General features: G+C 72.7%; 12 protein-coding genes. 4 read left to right on the top strand and 8 right to left on the bottom strand.

Features of this window, described 5'->3' with window-relative positions; translation table 11 throughout:
- The first annotated feature begins 8 nt into the window (after positions 1–8).
- Positions 9–770 carry an SDR family oxidoreductase gene (locus tag BFV98_RS28830; protein WP_071098412.1) on the top strand — a complete coding sequence of 254 codons (762 nt, stop codon included), beginning with the start codon at positions 9–11 and terminating at the stop codon, positions 768–770.
- A 58-nt stretch (positions 771–828) separates the two neighbouring features.
- Positions 829–1,449 carry a G/U mismatch-specific DNA glycosylase gene (gene mug, locus BFV98_RS28825; protein ID WP_071098410.1) on the top strand — a complete coding sequence of 207 codons (621 nt, stop codon included), beginning with the start codon at positions 829–831 and terminating at the stop codon, positions 1,447–1,449.
- On the opposite strand, the gene BFV98_RS28820 is transcribed toward mug, so the two are convergent.
- The 3 genes from BFV98_RS28820 to BFV98_RS28810 form a co-directional block, all read right to left on the bottom strand.
- Positions 1,446–3,428 (bottom strand): ABC transporter ATP-binding protein, encoded by a 1,983-nt coding sequence (locus tag BFV98_RS28820; RefSeq protein ID WP_030274200.1) that lies wholly within the window; start codon positions 3,426–3,428, stop codon positions 1,446–1,448. The two genes, mug and BFV98_RS28820, sit on opposite strands and share 4 nt — an antisense overlap.
- A gap of 132 nt (positions 3,429–3,560) precedes the next feature.
- Positions 3,561–4,328, bottom strand: coding sequence for an enoyl-CoA hydratase/isomerase family protein (locus BFV98_RS28815; RefSeq protein WP_013287433.1), 768 nt, complete (start codon positions 4,326–4,328; stop codon positions 3,561–3,563).
- 43 nt (positions 4,329–4,371) lie between these two features.
- Complete coding sequence (locus tag BFV98_RS28810; RefSeq protein ID WP_007072022.1) at positions 4,372–4,599, bottom strand: helix-turn-helix domain-containing protein; 228 nt, start codon at positions 4,597–4,599, stop codon at positions 4,372–4,374.
- A gap of 304 nt (positions 4,600–4,903) precedes the next feature.
- On the opposite strand from BFV98_RS28810, the gene BFV98_RS28805 reads away from it, so the two are divergent.
- Positions 4,904–5,506 (top strand): cadmium resistance transporter, encoded by a 603-nt coding sequence (locus tag BFV98_RS28805; protein WP_255368284.1) that lies wholly within the window; start codon positions 4,904–4,906, stop codon positions 5,504–5,506.
- A gap of 107 nt (positions 5,507–5,613) precedes the next feature.
- Here the strand turns inward: BFV98_RS28805 and BFV98_RS28800 are convergent, their stop codons facing one another.
- Positions 5,614–7,221, bottom strand: coding sequence for an ABC-F family ATP-binding cassette domain-containing protein (locus tag BFV98_RS28800; RefSeq protein WP_013475896.1), 1,608 nt, complete (start codon positions 7,219–7,221; stop codon positions 5,614–5,616).
- A gap of 247 nt (positions 7,222–7,468) precedes the next feature.
- On the opposite strand from BFV98_RS28800, the gene BFV98_RS28795 reads away from it, so the two are divergent.
- Positions 7,469–8,383 carry a neutral zinc metallopeptidase gene (locus tag BFV98_RS28795; RefSeq protein WP_013287436.1) on the top strand — a complete coding sequence of 305 codons (915 nt, stop codon included), beginning with the start codon at positions 7,469–7,471 and terminating at the stop codon, positions 8,381–8,383.
- Positions 8,384–8,453: 70 nt separating this feature from the next.
- Here BFV98_RS28795 and BFV98_RS28790 read toward each other — a convergent pair whose 3' ends face one another.
- The 4 genes from BFV98_RS28790 to BFV98_RS28775 form a co-directional block, all read right to left on the bottom strand.
- Positions 8,454–9,671 carry a hypothetical protein gene (locus tag BFV98_RS28790; protein ID WP_071098406.1) on the bottom strand — a complete coding sequence of 406 codons (1,218 nt, stop codon included), beginning with the start codon at positions 9,669–9,671 and terminating at the stop codon, positions 8,454–8,456.
- 163 nt (positions 9,672–9,834) lie between these two features.
- The gene (locus BFV98_RS28785; protein WP_071098404.1) at positions 9,835–10,473 is read right to left on the bottom strand and encodes an acVLRF1 family peptidyl-tRNA hydrolase; all 639 of its coding nucleotides are present in this window, start codon (positions 10,471–10,473) and stop codon (positions 9,835–9,837) included.
- Positions 10,474–10,558: 85 nt separating this feature from the next.
- Positions 10,559–14,263 (bottom strand): M12 family metallo-peptidase, encoded by a 3,705-nt coding sequence (locus tag BFV98_RS28780; RefSeq protein ID WP_255368283.1) that lies wholly within the window; start codon positions 14,261–14,263, stop codon positions 10,559–10,561.
- A 350-nt stretch (positions 14,264–14,613) separates the two neighbouring features.
- Positions 14,614–15,303 (bottom strand): LysE family transporter, encoded by a 690-nt coding sequence (locus BFV98_RS28775; protein ID WP_071098400.1) that lies wholly within the window; start codon positions 15,301–15,303, stop codon positions 14,614–14,616.
- Positions 15,304–15,678 lie beyond the last annotated feature (375 nt).

Here is a 15,678-nt window from a genome sequence, read left to right as displayed (position 1 = left end):
ATCGGTGCATGGATCTCGGACTCGCCGACCGGGTGTACGTGCTCACCGGCGCCTCCGGCGGCCTCGGCTTCGCCACCGCCGAACAACTCGTCGCCGACGGCGCCCGGGTGGTCGTCTCCGCGCGTAACCCGGAACGGGTGGCCGCCGCCGTCGAGGCGCTCGGCGACCCGCAGCGGGCGATCGGGCTGACCGCCGACGTCGCCGACCCCGCCACCCCGGAACGGCTCGTCGCCGCCGCCCGCGAACACTTCGGCCGCCTCGACGGCGCGCTGATCTCGGTCGGCGGCCCGCCGCCCGGCACCGCCGCCACCGTCACCGACGAGCAGTGGCGGGAGTCGTTCGAGACGGTCTTCCTGGGCAGCGTCCGGCTCGCCCGTACGGTGGCCGGCGCGCTCACCGACGGCGGCGCGATCGGGCTGGTGCTGTCCACCTCGGTACGCGGACCGCTACCAGGCCTCGGCATCTCCAACGGCCTGCGGCCGGGTCTGGCTGGCGTGGCCAAGGACATGGCCGACGAGTTCGGCCCGCGCGGTGTCCGCGTGGTCAGCCTGCTGCCGGGACGGATCATGACCGACCGCAACCGGGAGCTGCTGGCCGGTTCCGGCGATCCCGAGCGGGCCCGCGCGCAGGCCGAGGCGGCGATCCCGCTCGGGCGCATCGGCGACCCGGCGGAGTTCGGCAGGGTGGCCGCGTTCCTGCTCTCCCCCGCCGCCGGGTACGTCACCGGGATCACCGTTCCGGTCGACGGCGGCGCGCTGCGCGGGCTGTGACGGTGGCTGCGGTGGTCGGGCTTCCCTCGGCGGGCCGGTCACCCGGGACGGTGGGCCGGTGAGCGATCGACGGCGGCCGGCCGGTGGGCGGCCCGAGGCCGCGCCCGGACCGGGCACGCCCGCCCGCCGCCACCCCCGGCCCAGCCGCGAGCAGCTCGCCGCGGCGGCCGACCGGCTGCTGCCCGACGTGATCGCGCCCGGCCTCGACGTGCTGTTCGTCGGCATCAACCCGGGCCTGTGGTCGGCGGCCACCGGCTGGCACTTCGCCCGCCCGGGCAACCGGTTCTGGCCCGCCCTGCACCGGGGCGGCTTCACACCACGCCTGCTGCACCCCAGCGAACAGGACACGCTTCCGGCGCTGGGCCTCGGGATCACCAACATGGTGGCCCGGGCCAGCGCCCGCGCCGACGAGCTGACCGCCGACGAACTCGTCGACGGCGCCGCCACGCTCACCGCGAAGGTCGAGCGCTACCGGCCGCGCTGGGTGGCTGTGGTCGGTGTGACCGCGTACCGGATCGGGTTCGCCCGGCCGAAGGCCGGTTTCGGGCCGCAGCCGGAGACGCTCGCGGCGGCCCGGCTCTGGGTGCTGCCCAACCCGAGCGGCCTGAACGCCCACTTCACGCCGGAGACGCTCGGCGCCGCGTTCGCCGAGCTGCGCGCCGCGGTCACCGCGGGCTAGTTGGCGGCCGCCGGGGGCATGGCCTCGTGGGCGACGTAGGTGCCCATCGGCACCGTGGTCACCACCGGCTCGGGCTGCTCGGCCTCGGTGTGGGGCGCCGGCGAGTCGGTGACCGCGAACTGGGTGCGGTACAGCTCGGCGTACAGGCCGCCGACCGCCACCAGCTCGTCGTGCCGGCCGCGCTCCACGATCCGGCCCTCGTCGAGCACGAGGATCTGGTCGGCGTCGCGCACTGTGGAGAGCCGGTGCGCGATCACCAGCGCGGTACGCCCGGTCAGCGCCACGGACAACGCCCGCTGCACCGCAGCCTCGCTCTCCGAGTCCAGGTGGGCGGTGGCCTCGTCGAGGATCACGATCGACGGGGCCTTGAGCAGCAGCCGCGCGATGGCGATGCGCTGCTTCTCGCCGCCGGAGAAGCGGTAGCCCCGCTCGCCGACCGTCGTGTCGAGCCCGTCCGGCAGCGCCCGGACCAGGTCGGCGACCTGCGCGCCGGCCAGCGCCGCCCAGATCTCGTCGTCGGTGGCGTCGGGCTTGGCGTAGCGCAGGTTCTCCCGGATCGTCTCGTGGAACAGGTGCGAGTCCTGGGTGACCACGCCGATCTCGTCGCGCAGCGAGGCGAGCGTCGCGTCCCGCACGTCGACGCCACCGACCAGCACCTGGCCGTCGCTGACGTCGTAGATCCGGGAGATCAGCATGGACAGCGTCGACTTGCCCGCCCCGGAGGGGCCGACCAGTGCCACCATCTGCCCCGGCTCGACGGCGAACGAGACACCCCTGAGCACCGGCTCGTTCACCGTGCGGTCGAGGGTCGAGACCTCCTCCAGGGAGGCGAGCGACACCTCGGCGGCGCTCGGGTAGCGGAAGCGCACGTCGCGGAACTCGACCCGGCCGTTGCCGCGCGGCACCGGCACCGCGTCGGGCTTCTCGGCGATGGACGGGCGCAGGTCGAGCACCTCGAAGACCCGGTCGAAGGAGACGAGCGCGCTCATCACGTCGACCCGGACGTTGGACAGCGCGGTCAGCGGGCCGTAGAGGCGGGTCAGCAGCAGTGCGAGCTTGACGACGGTGCCGGCGCTGACCGCCCCGGTGACCGCCAGCCAGCCGCCCACGCCGTACGTCAGCGCCTGGGCCAGCGACGCGACGAGCAGCATCGCGACGAAGAACGTCCGCGAGTACATCGCGGACTGGATGCCGATGTCGCGTACGCGCTCGGCCCGGCGGGCGAACCGGTCGGCCTCCACCTCCGGCGCGCCGAACAGCTTGACCAGGAGCGCGCCCGCGACGCCGAACCGCTCGGTCATCGTGGCGTTCATCTTGGCGTCGAGGTTGTACGACTCGCGGGTGATCTCGGCCAGCCGCCGGCCCACCCGGCGGGCCGGGATGATGAAGATCGGCAGCAGCACCAGCGCCATCACGGTGATCTGCCAGGACAGCACGAGCATCGCCCCGGCGGTGAGCACGAGCTGGATGACGTTGCTGACCACGCCGGACAGCGTCGAGGTGAACGCGCGCTGGGCGCCGAGCACGTCGTTGTTGAGCCGGCTGACCAGGGCGCCGGTCTGGGTGCGGGTGAAGAACTGCAACGGCATCCGCTGGACGTGGTCGTACACCCGGGTGCGCAGGTCGAGGATGATGCCCTCGCCGATGCGGGCCGAATACCACCGCTGGACCAGGGAGAACAGCGCGTCGGCCACGGCGAGCGCGGCGATGATCAGGGCGAGCCGGACCACTGTCGAGCGGGCGTCCGGGCCGCCCCCGGCGATCGCGTCGATGACGTCGCCGGCGAGCAGCGGCGTGGCCACGCCGATCACCGCGGCGACGATCACGGTGATCAGGAAGACGACGATGTCGCGCCGGTAGGGCCGGGCGAACGCGACGATCCGCCGGGCGGTGCCGCGCTTGAGCTCGTGGGCGGAGACCTCGTCACGGTTACGCAGCGACCGGAGCATGCTCCAGCCGCCCATGCCGCCGCCGGCCATCGGGTGGGACACTCGTCACCTCCGGGTCGTCGGGGCAGCATGAACCGTCGGAATCCATTCTCCCGACGCCTGTGACAACCTCGCGAGTAACCCGGATCTTCCCGAACGGTCCTTACGAAATCGCCGTACCGGCTATTCGCCCCGCCCGGCCAGGTCCCGGATCCGCCGGGTCTGCGCCTCGCGCTCGGCGCGCTGCTGCTCGGCGTGCGAGCGCACGGCCGCGCCCGCGAGCAGCGCCTTGATCTCGATGATCGCGTCCCGGTTGTTGGCGAGCAGCCCGGCGGAGAGATCACGCACGGCGCCGTCCAGCTCGTCGTTCGGCACCACGAGCGTGGCCAGGCCGATCCGGTCCGCCTCGGCGGCGTCCATCCGCCGGCCGGTGGCGCAGATCTCCAGCGCCCGGGAGTAGCCGACCAGCTCGACCAGGCGGCGCGTGCCGGCCAGGTCGGGAACCAGGCCGAGGGTCACCTCGGCCATCGAGAGCTTCGCGTCGGCGGCGAGCACCCGCATGTCGCAGGCCAGCGCCAGCTGGAAGCCGGCGCCGATGGCGTGGCCCTGAACCGCGGCGATCGACACCACGTCCGGCCGGTGCAGCCAGGTGAAACCGTCCTGATAGCCGGCGATCCGGTCGGCGCACTCCGCCTCCGGCATCGCGGCCAGCTCGGCGAAGGAGCCCGGCCCGGTCGCACCGGCGACCGCCAGGTCCAGGCCCGCGGAGAAGGCGCGCCCCTCTCCGCGTACGACGACGACGCGTACGTCGCCGGGCAGGTCGCGGGAGAAGTCGCTCATCGCGCGCCACATCGCCGGGGTCTGGGCGTTGAGCACGTCGGGCCGGCACAACGTCACCGTCGCGACCGGCCCGTCGCAGTCGAAGCGCACTCCGGTCGTCTCGGCGGTCACCGGACACCCCGGAACGCGCTGATGGACGACGCTGGGGGGCGGGTCACGCCTTCTTCCGGCGCCGGGCGCCGCCGCGCTGCCGCAGCTGCACCCCGGACTCGGTGAGCACCCGGTGGATGAACCCGTAGGAACGGCCGGTCGAGGCCGCCAGAGCACGGATGCTCTCTCCGCCGGTGTACCGCTTTACCAGGTCTTTGGCGAGCGTCTGACGCTCGGCCCCGACGATCCGGCGACCCTTCTCAGTGCTGGTGGCTGTGCCGGTGGCTGCCATGCTGATTCCTCACGTCCCAGACTGTGCGGTTCGGATACGGTCCCACCTATTAGACCGCCTCGGACGATCATGCGCCAGATATCAACTATTCGCCAACCGACACGCTACGCAATGTCAGCTTCCCGATAGAGTGATCCTTCCGGCCGGCTGATCCGTACCGGCCCGCCGGACGAACCCGCCGGACGAACCCGTCGGCGCCACTTCGGCGAAGTGGCGGCATCGCCGCGCTCCGGACACCTCCAGTTCGGCGAGCTGGTGTGGATCATGCGGATGACGGGTGCGCGGGGGCCGTATCGTGCCCGGGGTGTTCGACGTGATCACGGCCGCGGCGGGTGCGGCCGGCGTGTTCGCCGCCACCAACCTCGACGACATAGTCGTGCTCACCGTGCTGTTCGTGGCGGCCCGGCACAACGGCCGGCCCCGGCCCTGGCAGATCGTCGCCGGGCAGTACGCGGGCATCGGCGCGCTCGTCGCGGTCGCGGTGGTGGCCGCCGCCGGGCTGCTCGTGGTGCCGGATCCGTGGCCCGGCCTGCTCGGGTTGCTGCCGGTCGCGCTCGGCGTCCGCGCGCTGCTGACCCGGCGCGACGACGACGAACCGCCGGCGGTGGTCGGCAGCCTGCTCGGCGTCGCCGGGGTGACGATCGCGAACGGCGCCGACAACATCGCCGTCTACGTGCCGGTGTTCCGCGCCCTCGACACGGTCACCGGGCTGATCTGGCTGCTGGTGTTCGCCGTGCTGGTGGCCGTGTGGTGCGCGGTCGCCGCCGCGCTCGGCGGGCACCCCCGGGTGGTGGCGCTGGTCGGCCGCGCCGGCCACTGGCTGGTCCCGGCGATCTTCATCGCCATCGGCGCGACCATCCTGCTCACCTCCGGCGTCCTCCCCCACGTGGCCGCCCTCCTGCCCTGACCGCCCGCCCCACCCGCCCACCCCGTCGATCATGAAGTTGACGGCGATCTGGATCTCCAGAAGTGCCGTCAACTTCATGATCGACCGGCAAGAAAGGGGGTGGGGGGTCAGGCCAGCTCTACCAGCTCCAGCAGGTCGTCGGACCAGGCGTCCTCGTCGCCGTCGGGCAGCAGGATGGCGCGGTCCGGCTTGAGCGCGGTGACCGCGCCCGGGTCGTGCGTGACCAGCACGATCGCGCCCGGGTAGCGGGCGATCGCGTCGAGCACCTGCTCGCGGCTGACCGGGTCGAGGTTGTTCGTCGGCTCGTCCAGCAGCAGCACGTTGGCGCCGGAGCAGACCAGCGTGGCCAGCGCCAGCCGGGTCTTCTCGCCGCCGGAGAGCACACCGGCCGGCTTGTCCACGTCCTCGCCGGAGAACAGGAACGCGCCGAGGATCTTGCGCAGGTCGGTGTCGGTCTGGTCGGACGCGGCGCTGCGCATGTGCTCCAGGATCGTCCGGTCCACGTCGAGCGTCTCGTGCTCCTGGGCGTAGTAGCCCAGCCGCAGCCCGTGCCCGGGGCGTACCTCGCCGGTGTCCGGCTCCAGCAGCCCGCCGAGCATCCGCAGCAGCGTGGTCTTGCCTGCGCCGTTGAGGCCGAGGATGGCCACCCGGGAACCCCGGTCCACAGCCACGTTCACGTCGGTGAAGATCTCCAGCGACCCGTACGACTTGGACAGGCCGGTCGCGGTCAGCGGCGTCTTGCCGCACGGCGCGGGGCTCGGGAACCGTACCTTCGCGACCTTGTCCGCGACGCGGACCTCGTCCAGGCCGGAGAGCAGGCGCTCGGCGCGCCGGGCCATGTTCTGCGCGGCGACGGTCTTGGTGGCCTTGGCCCGCATCTTGTCCGCCTGCGCCATCAGCGCGCCGGCCTTCTTCTCGGCGTTGGCCCGCTCCCGGCGGCGGCGCCGCTCGTCGGTCTCCCGCGCCTCCAGGTACGCCTTCCAGCCCAGGTTGTACGTGTCGACCACGGACCGGGTGGCGTCCAGGAACCAGACCTTGTTGACCACCGCCTCCAGCAGCGAGGCGTCGTGGGAGATCACGATCAGGCCGCCCTTGTGGTTGGCGAGGAAGCCGCGCAGCCAGGTGATCGAGTCGGCGTCGAGGTGGTTCGTGGGCTCGTCGAGCAGCAGGATGCCGCCGCCGTTCTCGCCGGCGTCGCGGAACAGGATCCGGGCCAGCTCGATGCGGCGGCGCTGACCGCCGGAGAGCGTGCCGATGGTCTGCGCCAGGGCGCGGTCGGGCAGGCCGAGGTTGGCGCAGATCCGGGCCGCCTCGGCCTCGGCCGCGTAGCCGCCGAGCGAGGCGAACTGGTCCTCCAGCGCGCCGTAGCGGCGGACCAGCCGCTCGTCGTCGGCGCCCTCGGCGAGCTTGTCCTCCAGCTCCTTCATCTGCGCCATGAGCACGTCCAGGCCGCGGGCGGAGAGCACCCGGTCCCGGCCGGTGACGTCCAGGTCACCGGTACGCGGGTCCTGCGGCAGGTAGCCGATGGCGCTGCGCCGGTCGATCTGGCCGCCGTACGGCTGTCCCTCCCCGGCGAGCACCTTGAGCGTGGTGGTCTTGCCGGCGCCGTTGCGGCCGACCAGGCCGATCCGGTCCCCCGGCTGCACCCGCAGGGTGGTGTCGGACAGCAGGATCCGGGAACCGGCGCGCAGTTCCAGGCCGGTGGCAGTGATCATCTCGGAGTACTCGCTCTCGGGTCCGGAAGGGCTGACTCAGGGCACGCGAAAGCGCCGGCGGGTGGTGATTTCCCGTCGGCGCGGGGCCGTTCAGCCTTCGCAGCGCAGCACGGGGGCAAGTGTACCGGGCTCCGCGGGGCCACTCCCCCGGATTACCGTGCAAGATCATCGGGTACGGAAACCGCCGTCCGGACCCGGTCCGGTACCGCAACCACCACATACGGACACATCGGTGATCGGGGTCAACATGGAGCTGAACGAGAACGCGCGGGTCGACACCAGCCAGGTGGACGACCGGCGAGGGTCCGGCGGGGGCGGCGGGATGGGCATTCCGATCCCGATCGGCGGCGGCCGGGGCGGGATCGTGGGCATCATCATCGCCGTGCTCGTCGCCCTGGTGGGCGGCGGGTTCGGCCTCAACGCCGCCACCAACGGCGGCGGTTCCGAGCAGGGCGACAACACCTCGCTGGAGCAGAAGTGCTCGGCGCAGGACGCGCTGAAGCAGCTCGACTGCCGCAACGCGCTCTACGTCAACTCGATCCAGGCGTACTGGCGTACCGCCATGCCGGAGGCGTTCGGCGAGCAGTACCGGCCGTCGAAGACGGTGTTCTTCAGCCAGAACGTGAGCACCGCCTGCGGCGCGGCCGACTCGGGCGTGGGCCCGTTCTACTGCCCGGCCGACGACCTGGTCTACATCGACCTCAGCTTCTACAAGCTGCTCGCCGACCAGCTCGGCGCGGAGGGCGAGTTCGCCCAGCCGTACGTGCTGGCCCACGAGTACGGCCACCACGTGCAGGACCTGCTCGGCACCGAGGCGCAGATGCGCCGCCAGCAGCAGCGCGACCCGCAGAGCGCGAACGCGCTCTCGGTCAAGCTGGAACTCCAGGCCGACTGCTATGCCGGGGCCTGGGCGAAGAACGCCACCGGCACCGCCGACGACAAGGGGCAGAAGATCTTCACCAGCATCACCGAGCAGGACATCTCGCAGGCCATCGACACCGCCGAAAAGATCGGCGACGACGCGATCCAGCAGCGGTCCGGCCGGCCGGTGAACCCGGACGAGTTCACCCACGGCAGCTCGGAGCAGCGCAAGCAGTGGTTCACCAAGGGCTTCACCACCGGCGACCCGAAGTCCTGCGACACCTTCGGCTCGGGGGCCTGAGCCGCTCCGCGCACCGGCCCGCACCGCTGACCAGGTCAGCGGTGCGGGCCGGTGCCGTTGACTGGGCCGGTCAGGCGGGCAGGGTCACCTGACCCGGGGTGGACCGGTTGACAGTCGTCCCGTCGCCCAGCTGGCCACCGCTGTTGTCGCCCCAGCACCACAGGCCGCCGTCGGTGCGGATCCCGCAGCCGTGGTCGGTGACCGCGAGGCCGCCGGTCCAGGTGGTGGCCGTGCCGACCTGGGCGGGCGCGGACCGGTGGGTGGTGCTGCCGTCGCCCACCTGTCCGGCCGAGTTCTTGCCCCAGCACCACACGCTGCCGTCCGTACGCGACGCGCAGGACGTGTCGCTGCTGGCGGCGATCCGGCTCCACGTGGTGACGGTGCCGATCTGCACCGGCGCGGTGCGGTACGTGCCGCTCACGCCGAGCTGCCCGTATCCGTTCTCACCCCAGCACCACAGCGCGCCGGAACGGACCCCGCAGGTGTGCGCGTACCCGGCCGCGACGCCGGTCCACCCGGTCGTGGTGCCGACCTGCGCGGGCGCCGTCTGGGGCGCCAGGTTGCCCAGGCCGAGCTGGCCGTCCGAGCTGGACCCCCAGCACCAGAGCGTGCCGCCGGTCCGGATACCGCAGGTGTGCCCGAAGCCGGTCGAGACGCTCACCCAGTCGGTCGCCGTGCCGACCCGCAACGGGGTGTTGGCGACGTACGGCGAGGCGCCGACGCCCAACTGGGTGGTCCGGTTGAAGCCCCAGCACCAGAGCGTGCCGTCGGTGCGTATCGCGCAGGTGTGCTGGGGGCCGGCGTCGACCCGGGCCCAGGTGGTCGCGGTGCCGACCTGCACCGGGGCGCTGCGGCTGGTGGTGGTGCCGTCGCCGAGCTGGCCCCGGAAGTTCGAGCCCCAGCACCACAGCGTCCCGTCCGTGCGGACCGCGCAGGTGTGCCCGGAGCCGGCGTCGACATTCGTCCAGGTGGCGGTGCCGACCCGCGCCGGGGCGCTGCGGTTCGTGGTGGTCCCGTCGCCGAGCTGGCCGCCGTAGTTCGAGCCCCAGCACCACAGTCCCCCGTCGGTGCTGATCGCGCACGTGTGCGCGCCGCCCGCGGTGACGCTGGTGACTGCGGGCGCGGCGAGCGCGGCGCGCTCGACCGGGCCGGCGGCCGCGTTCGCCGTGCCGGCCGTCAGTGTCGCGGTGAGCACGAGGCTTCCGGCGCTCATCGCCGCCGCCGCGACGAGGAGCCTCGTCGCACGGCGCCACCGGGTCCGCAGCCGGCCGTCCTGATATCCGCTCATGAAGTTGTTCTCTCCCAACGATGTCGGCGTGATGGCGGAGGCGAAGCTGGCCCTGCGGGTCGCCCGGAGACCCGCCGCTTCATGACACCGACCTTATGCATCGAGTCGATTCGATGCATCATCGACGAGCGGGATTGCGCCGTCTTGAGGTGATCTTTCCTGTTCAGCGGACCAGGATGTGGACCGCCCGGGCGGCGGCGACTGCCGCCACCAGCACCGCGTGCCGGGGCTCCGGCACGTCGAGCAGGCGCGGCGCGCGCAGTGCCGCGAGCGGGGCCAGCCGCCGGTCGGCCAGGACCGTGTCCACCGCGCGCCGGTCGCCGCCGCACACCAGCGCCGCCAGCGTGCCCGCCTCCGGCAGCAGCAGGCGTACGGCCAGCTCGGCCGCGTCGACCAGGGCGGCCTTCGCCTGGTTGTCGCGCCGCCTGGCGAACCGCTGCTGGGACCAGCCGCCTGCCGCGGTACGCCCCTGCACGTACCGGGTGTCCACCTTGGAGACCACCAGGTCGGTGCCGTCGGCGACGCCGACCGCGACAGCGCCCTTGCGGGCCAGCAACAGGCCGAGCCGGCGGGCCGCCGTGGCGGAGGCGACGAATCCGGGTACGTCCGCCGACGCGCTCGCGCCGGGCGGGGTGTGCAGCTCGGCGGTGGCGCCGTCCGGGGCGGTGAGCAGGAGCCCGTACTCCTGCGCGGTCGTCGTCGGCGGGCCGTGCCGGCCGGTGAAACCCTCGACCCAGCGGGCGACGCGGCCGGGGTCGACCTCGACCCACCGGCCACCCCCGGCGGCGGGTCGGCTGCTCATGGCCCGACGGTACGCCATCCACGGACCCGGGAACGCAACGCGGGAGGACATCGCTGCCGGTGCCCTCCCGCGTCTACCGCGTGGATCAGTGGACGGTGAGGTTGCCGCCCTTCAGCTTGACCTCGGCGGTCGCGCCGCCCGTCCAGTCGGACGACAGGAGCAGGGAGCCGCCCTTCCACAGCGTGACCCCGACGGTGTCGTTCCTACCGGGGGCGCCCCGGTCGGTCACCGTCACGGCCAGGGTCAGGCCGGAGGCCACCAGCTTGCCCTTGTTGTCGTACAGGGCGGCCTGGTAGCGCACCTGGGCGGTCCGGCCCGCCGAGGTGACGCCGAGCGCGTCGACGGTGCCGGCCTTGATCGTGTACGACTTCCCGCCGGAGCGGAACTCGACCTCGGCCCTGCCCGTGGCGGGCTTGTTCGCCTTGCCCGGCTTCGCGTTCAGCTCCACCTCGACCGTGGAGTTCACGTCGGCCGGGTAGGTCCCCGCCGAGCGGGTGGCGGTGAACTCGCCGCCGCCGGTGAGGAACCCGCCGTCGGAGACGGCGACCGTGACCTGGGCGGTGGTGCCGCCCGTGTAGTTGCCGCCCACCGTCGCGGTGACGGTGTGCGTGCCCTTCGGCAGGGTGGCCGTGCACGCCGCGGACGCGGTGGTGGTGGCCGTGCCGAGCAGAGCCGGCACGGCGGTGCACAGCGTCACGCCGTCCCTGGTGAAGGTGACTGTGGCGGTACGGATGTCACCGGCTGTGGTGTCCGTGGCGCCGGGCAGCACCGAGCCGTCCCGGAGCACGGCCCGCAGCAGCGCCTGGCCGGACGCACCGCCGGTCGCGGTGTTCACGAGCGTGTCACCGGCCCAGCTGACCGCCGCGTCCTCGGCGGCGACGGTGACGGTGAACGAGGTGCTGCCGGTCAGCCCGGAGCCGTCGGACACGGTCACGGTGACCGGGTAGTCGCCCGGGGCCGCCGTGGTGGTGCCGGCGACCGTCCAGGTACGCGTACCCGGGCGGGCGTCCGTCGCCGAGGTGCTCGTGACGGCCAGGGACAGGCCGGCGGGCAGCCCGGTGGCGGCGGCGGTCAGGTCCGCGCCGGTGGTGTCGCCGTCGGTCGCGGTGACGGTGACGGCCGGCGAGAGCGCGTCGCTGTACTGCACGCTCACGCCACCGCCGGGGGCGGTGCTGGTGACGACCGGGGCGGACCGGATGGTGAAGTCGGCGTCGTTGACGTCGAAGAAGACGTTTCCGACCGCCTCGATCTTGATCCGGGCCTTCTCGGTCGCCACGTTCGGCAGCGTCACAGTCGCGGTGCCGGTGTTGGCGGTCTGCTCGGCCAGCACATACGGGAAGGTCTGCCCGCCGTCGGCGGACAGCGAGATCTTCACCTGCGCGGCGTTCACCGGCGCCACGTCGGTGCCGGCGACGTCCCACGTCACGGTCCGGGTCGAGCCGCCGTCCAGGACCGCGGCGGTGTCCTGGGAGGTCACCAGGAACGGACCCGCGTCCGGTGCCAGCACCACGGCGACGTCGGCGCTGCCGATGCCGCCGCCACCCAGCCGCCCGTCCCGGGCGGTGAGCTTGAAGTGCAGGGTCCGGTCACCGGCGATGCCGACCCAGTCGCGGGTGGGCAGGAACTCCGAGTAGCAGTCGACCAGCTCGGCCGGCACGTTCGAGGCGCCACCGGTGGCCGGCGGTGCCGGGGCCGCCGGGCAGGTGCCGGTGGCGGCGTTGGTGTTGCCGGCCAGGATCTGCCTCATGTCGGGGAAGACCCGGGTCGAGTCGGTGGTGACCGAGTTCAGACCCGGCGAGTAGTACTTCAGCGTGTCGGTCGGCGACACGATCGCCGCCTCGCCGAACACCCGGAACAGCGGACCGTTGACCTTCGTGTTGTTCGTCAGCGCGGTGCCGGTCGTGGCGCCCCTGTCGTTCTGCTCCCACAGGTACGTGACAGTGTCCCCGTCGGCGTCGGTGGCGCTGCCGGTCAGCGCGAACGGCGTACGCACCGGGATGGTGACGGTGTCCGGGACGGTGACCACCGGGGCGTGGTTGGAGGTCTCCTCGACCAGCCAGCCGCCGTTGTCGACGGCGCCGCCCTTGGCCGTCTCGCCGACGAACCCGGAGGCGCCGGAGGCGTTCGTCAGCTCCAGCGACGCCACGTTCGTGGTCGCCAGCGTGCCACCGAAGGTCACCTGGAAGCCGTTGTCGTTGAGCGTGCCGCTGCCACCGAACGCGGCCACCGTGACCGTCGCGCCGGCCGGCCAGCCGGCGATGCCCTCGACGGCGGCCTTGATGCCGGCGGTGGTGTAGTTGACGCCCCGCACGATCGGCGCCGAGTCGGCGCCCGCGTAGCGGACGGTGAACGAGTCACCGTCGGCGTCGAACCCGTACAGCGAGACGTTCTGCACCTCGTTGATCGCCGGGCGGTTCGAGGTGACGTAGTTGGTGATCTCGGTGTAGCTGCGGTGCGACCAGTACGGGTCGCTGTGCGGCTGGAGGTTGTCCTGCTGGCAGATGCCCGCGTACGCCATGATCGACGAACCGCTGCCCGGCTCGTACGAGTTGGCCGCGCTGCGGTTGCCGCCCGAGCAGTTGTACTGCGTGCCGTTGAAGGTGTGGTTGCCGGCGAACTGGTGACCCATCTCGTGCGAGACGTAGTCGACCGCGTAGAAGTCGCCGACCGGCGTCGGCAGGCCGGTGCAGCCCTGCGCCTTGCCGTTGCCGCCGATCACGCCGAGGCTGGCCACACCGCCGCCGTTGACGCCCAGGCCGACGTGGCCCACGTCGTAGTTGCTCGCGCCGACGAGCTGGCCGAGCACGATCCGGTTACGGCTGAGCGTGCCGCCGCCGCAGGAGGTGAGCTGCGCCGGCGTGAAGCAGGCAGCCGCGCCGCACGGACCGTTCGGCTCGGTGGCCAGCGCCGGCGTGTTCAGGTTCGTCTTGTCGGTGTCGTTGATCAGGACGAGCCGGATCGCGGTCTCGTCCTCGTAGATCTGGGTGACCCGGTTCATCAGCGTCACCTTCGCGGCGGTGACGTTCTCCGCGCCGAAGTAGGTGGCGTAGGACGGGTCGGTCACCAGCGCCACCCGGTAGGTGCGCAGCTTCACCAGCGGCCCGGCCGGCACCTCCGCCTCGGCGATCTCCTCGGCCAGCGCGTGCGCCTCCTGCGTGACGTCCTCACGCTCGACGAACTCGCCCTCCGGGTGCTCCAGGTCGCGGGCGAAGTAGCTCGCGTACAGGCTCTGGTCGCGCTGGTAGTACGGGTCGATGTACCAGTTGCCCTCGGCCGAGCGGACCGAGGCGTGGAACCCGAGCGGGGTGAGGTCCGCGCGGATGGTCGCAGTCGGGTCGTCCAGGCCCTTGCCGGCGTACGTGGTGATCTCCGGGTGCTTCGCGGCCAGGCCCGCCTCCATGACCGGCGAGTCGACCAGCTCGAACCGTTGGAACGTGCCGTCCGGAGCGGGCAGCGACACCACCTGCTTCGCCACGCGGGCCACCGCGACGCGCTTCTCGGCCGGAGCCTTGTCCAGCAGGCCCTTCATGCTGCCGCGGTCCAGCTTGTACGCGGTCAGCCGCTTGGCCTTGACGGCGGCCTTGCGGCCCGCCTTGGTGGCGGCCGGCTTGCCGTCCACCTTCTGCCACGGTCCGTGGACAGCGGGTGCGGCGGAGACGGGCGCGGGCGCGGCGAGAACGGGAAGTGTCGCCGCGGCCAGCGCGGCGACGAGGAGGGCAGCGGTCCGTCCGCGCCGAGCCCGGCCGGCGGGTTGCCGGTGGCGCGGCGGACGCCCCAGGGTGATCCTCAAGTCTTCTCCCTGCGGTCGGGTGTGGACTGATGCACGACCGGCGGGGATGACCGGGCGTACGTGAACGGTCCACGGATTGTTCCGTGACCCTAGGACCACTCGCGACCTCGAACATCAACCGGAAAGACGATGCGGTTCTACCTGGACGGTGATCCGCGCCGTCCCGGCCTGCGGGATCCGCGCTTCGCAAGGGCGAGCCGGCCGACCTGACGGCCGAGGACACCTGCGGTCGAACGCCGGGCCGGGAATGGATCTTTCCGCCGCCCGGGACTGCCGGTTCGGCCGATCCCCCGGTAACGGATCGCGAACGGCCCCGTCATCGGCCCGACATGTCGGGCCGTCCCCGTCGGTCAGACGCCGAGCACAGTGGCGACCGCGAGAGCCGCGATGATGACGCTGGACAGCAGCGCGGTGACCCGCCGCCCACGGGGACCGGTGAGGGCCCGGCCGATCAGCGTGCCGCCCCCGGCGATCAGCAACTGCCAGCTCGCCGACGCGAGGAAGACCCCGGCGGTGAAGGCGGCAGCGCCCGCCGGACCGGAGCCGAGCACGTCACCCCGGCCGAGGACGAGCGCCACGAAGTAGACCACAGTGGCCGGGTTGAGCAGGGTCAGCGCGAGAACCGCGGCGAACGCGCGCACCGGCGTGTCCAGCCCACCCCGCGCGCCCGGCTCCTGCGTCGTGCTCGGCGGGTGCGTGGTGGCCGACGGATGCGTGGTGGCCGACGGGCTCGGCGGGTGCGTTGTGGCCGGTGGACGCAGCGCGCGCCGGGCGGTGAGGCCGGCGAGAGCCAGCAGCACCCCCGCGGCGACCAGCCGCAGCGGACCCGCGAACGGCGCGAGCCCGCTCGCCACCGCGGCCCCGCCGAGCGCCGCCAGCGCCGCGTAGAGACCGTCGGCGCTGGCCACGCCGAGTGCCGCCGCCGCACCGACCCTGAACGAGGTACGCGCGCTGAGTCCGAGAATGAGGATCGCGATCGCGCCGACCGGAATGGCGACGCCGTAGCCGGCGACCAGGCCGGCCAGGAACGCCCCGGTCACGACGACGGGTGATGGGTCGAGGCGGCCGAGGGCCGGGTGCGCTGTCGACGCGCGGCGGTGGCCGCACGGACAGGAGCCTGCTTCGGGTACGCCTCGATCACCCGCTCATCCTGCACCCGGCTCCCTCACTCGGCGACCGCTTTTCCCGCGCGCCCGCACGCGCACCCCGCGGCTGGGCTGGGCTGGGCTGGGCTGGAGATCTTGGTACGAATCTGCCTCCTCGGGGGCGATCTCATACCAAGATCTCGCCGTTCCCGGCCCGACGCCGATGGCAGTGCCGTCAGCCCACCTTGATCGACACCACTACGCCGAGGTGGCGGCATCAAAGCGACTCCGACCACACCACTTCGGCGTAACGGTGTCGATCAAGCCGAA

This window comes from Micromonospora sp. WMMB235, assembly GCF_001855515.1.
GTDB lineage: Bacteria > Actinomycetota > Actinomycetes > Mycobacteriales > Micromonosporaceae > Micromonospora > Micromonospora aurantiaca.
This window is presented reverse-complemented; position numbering and strand designations above follow the sequence as displayed.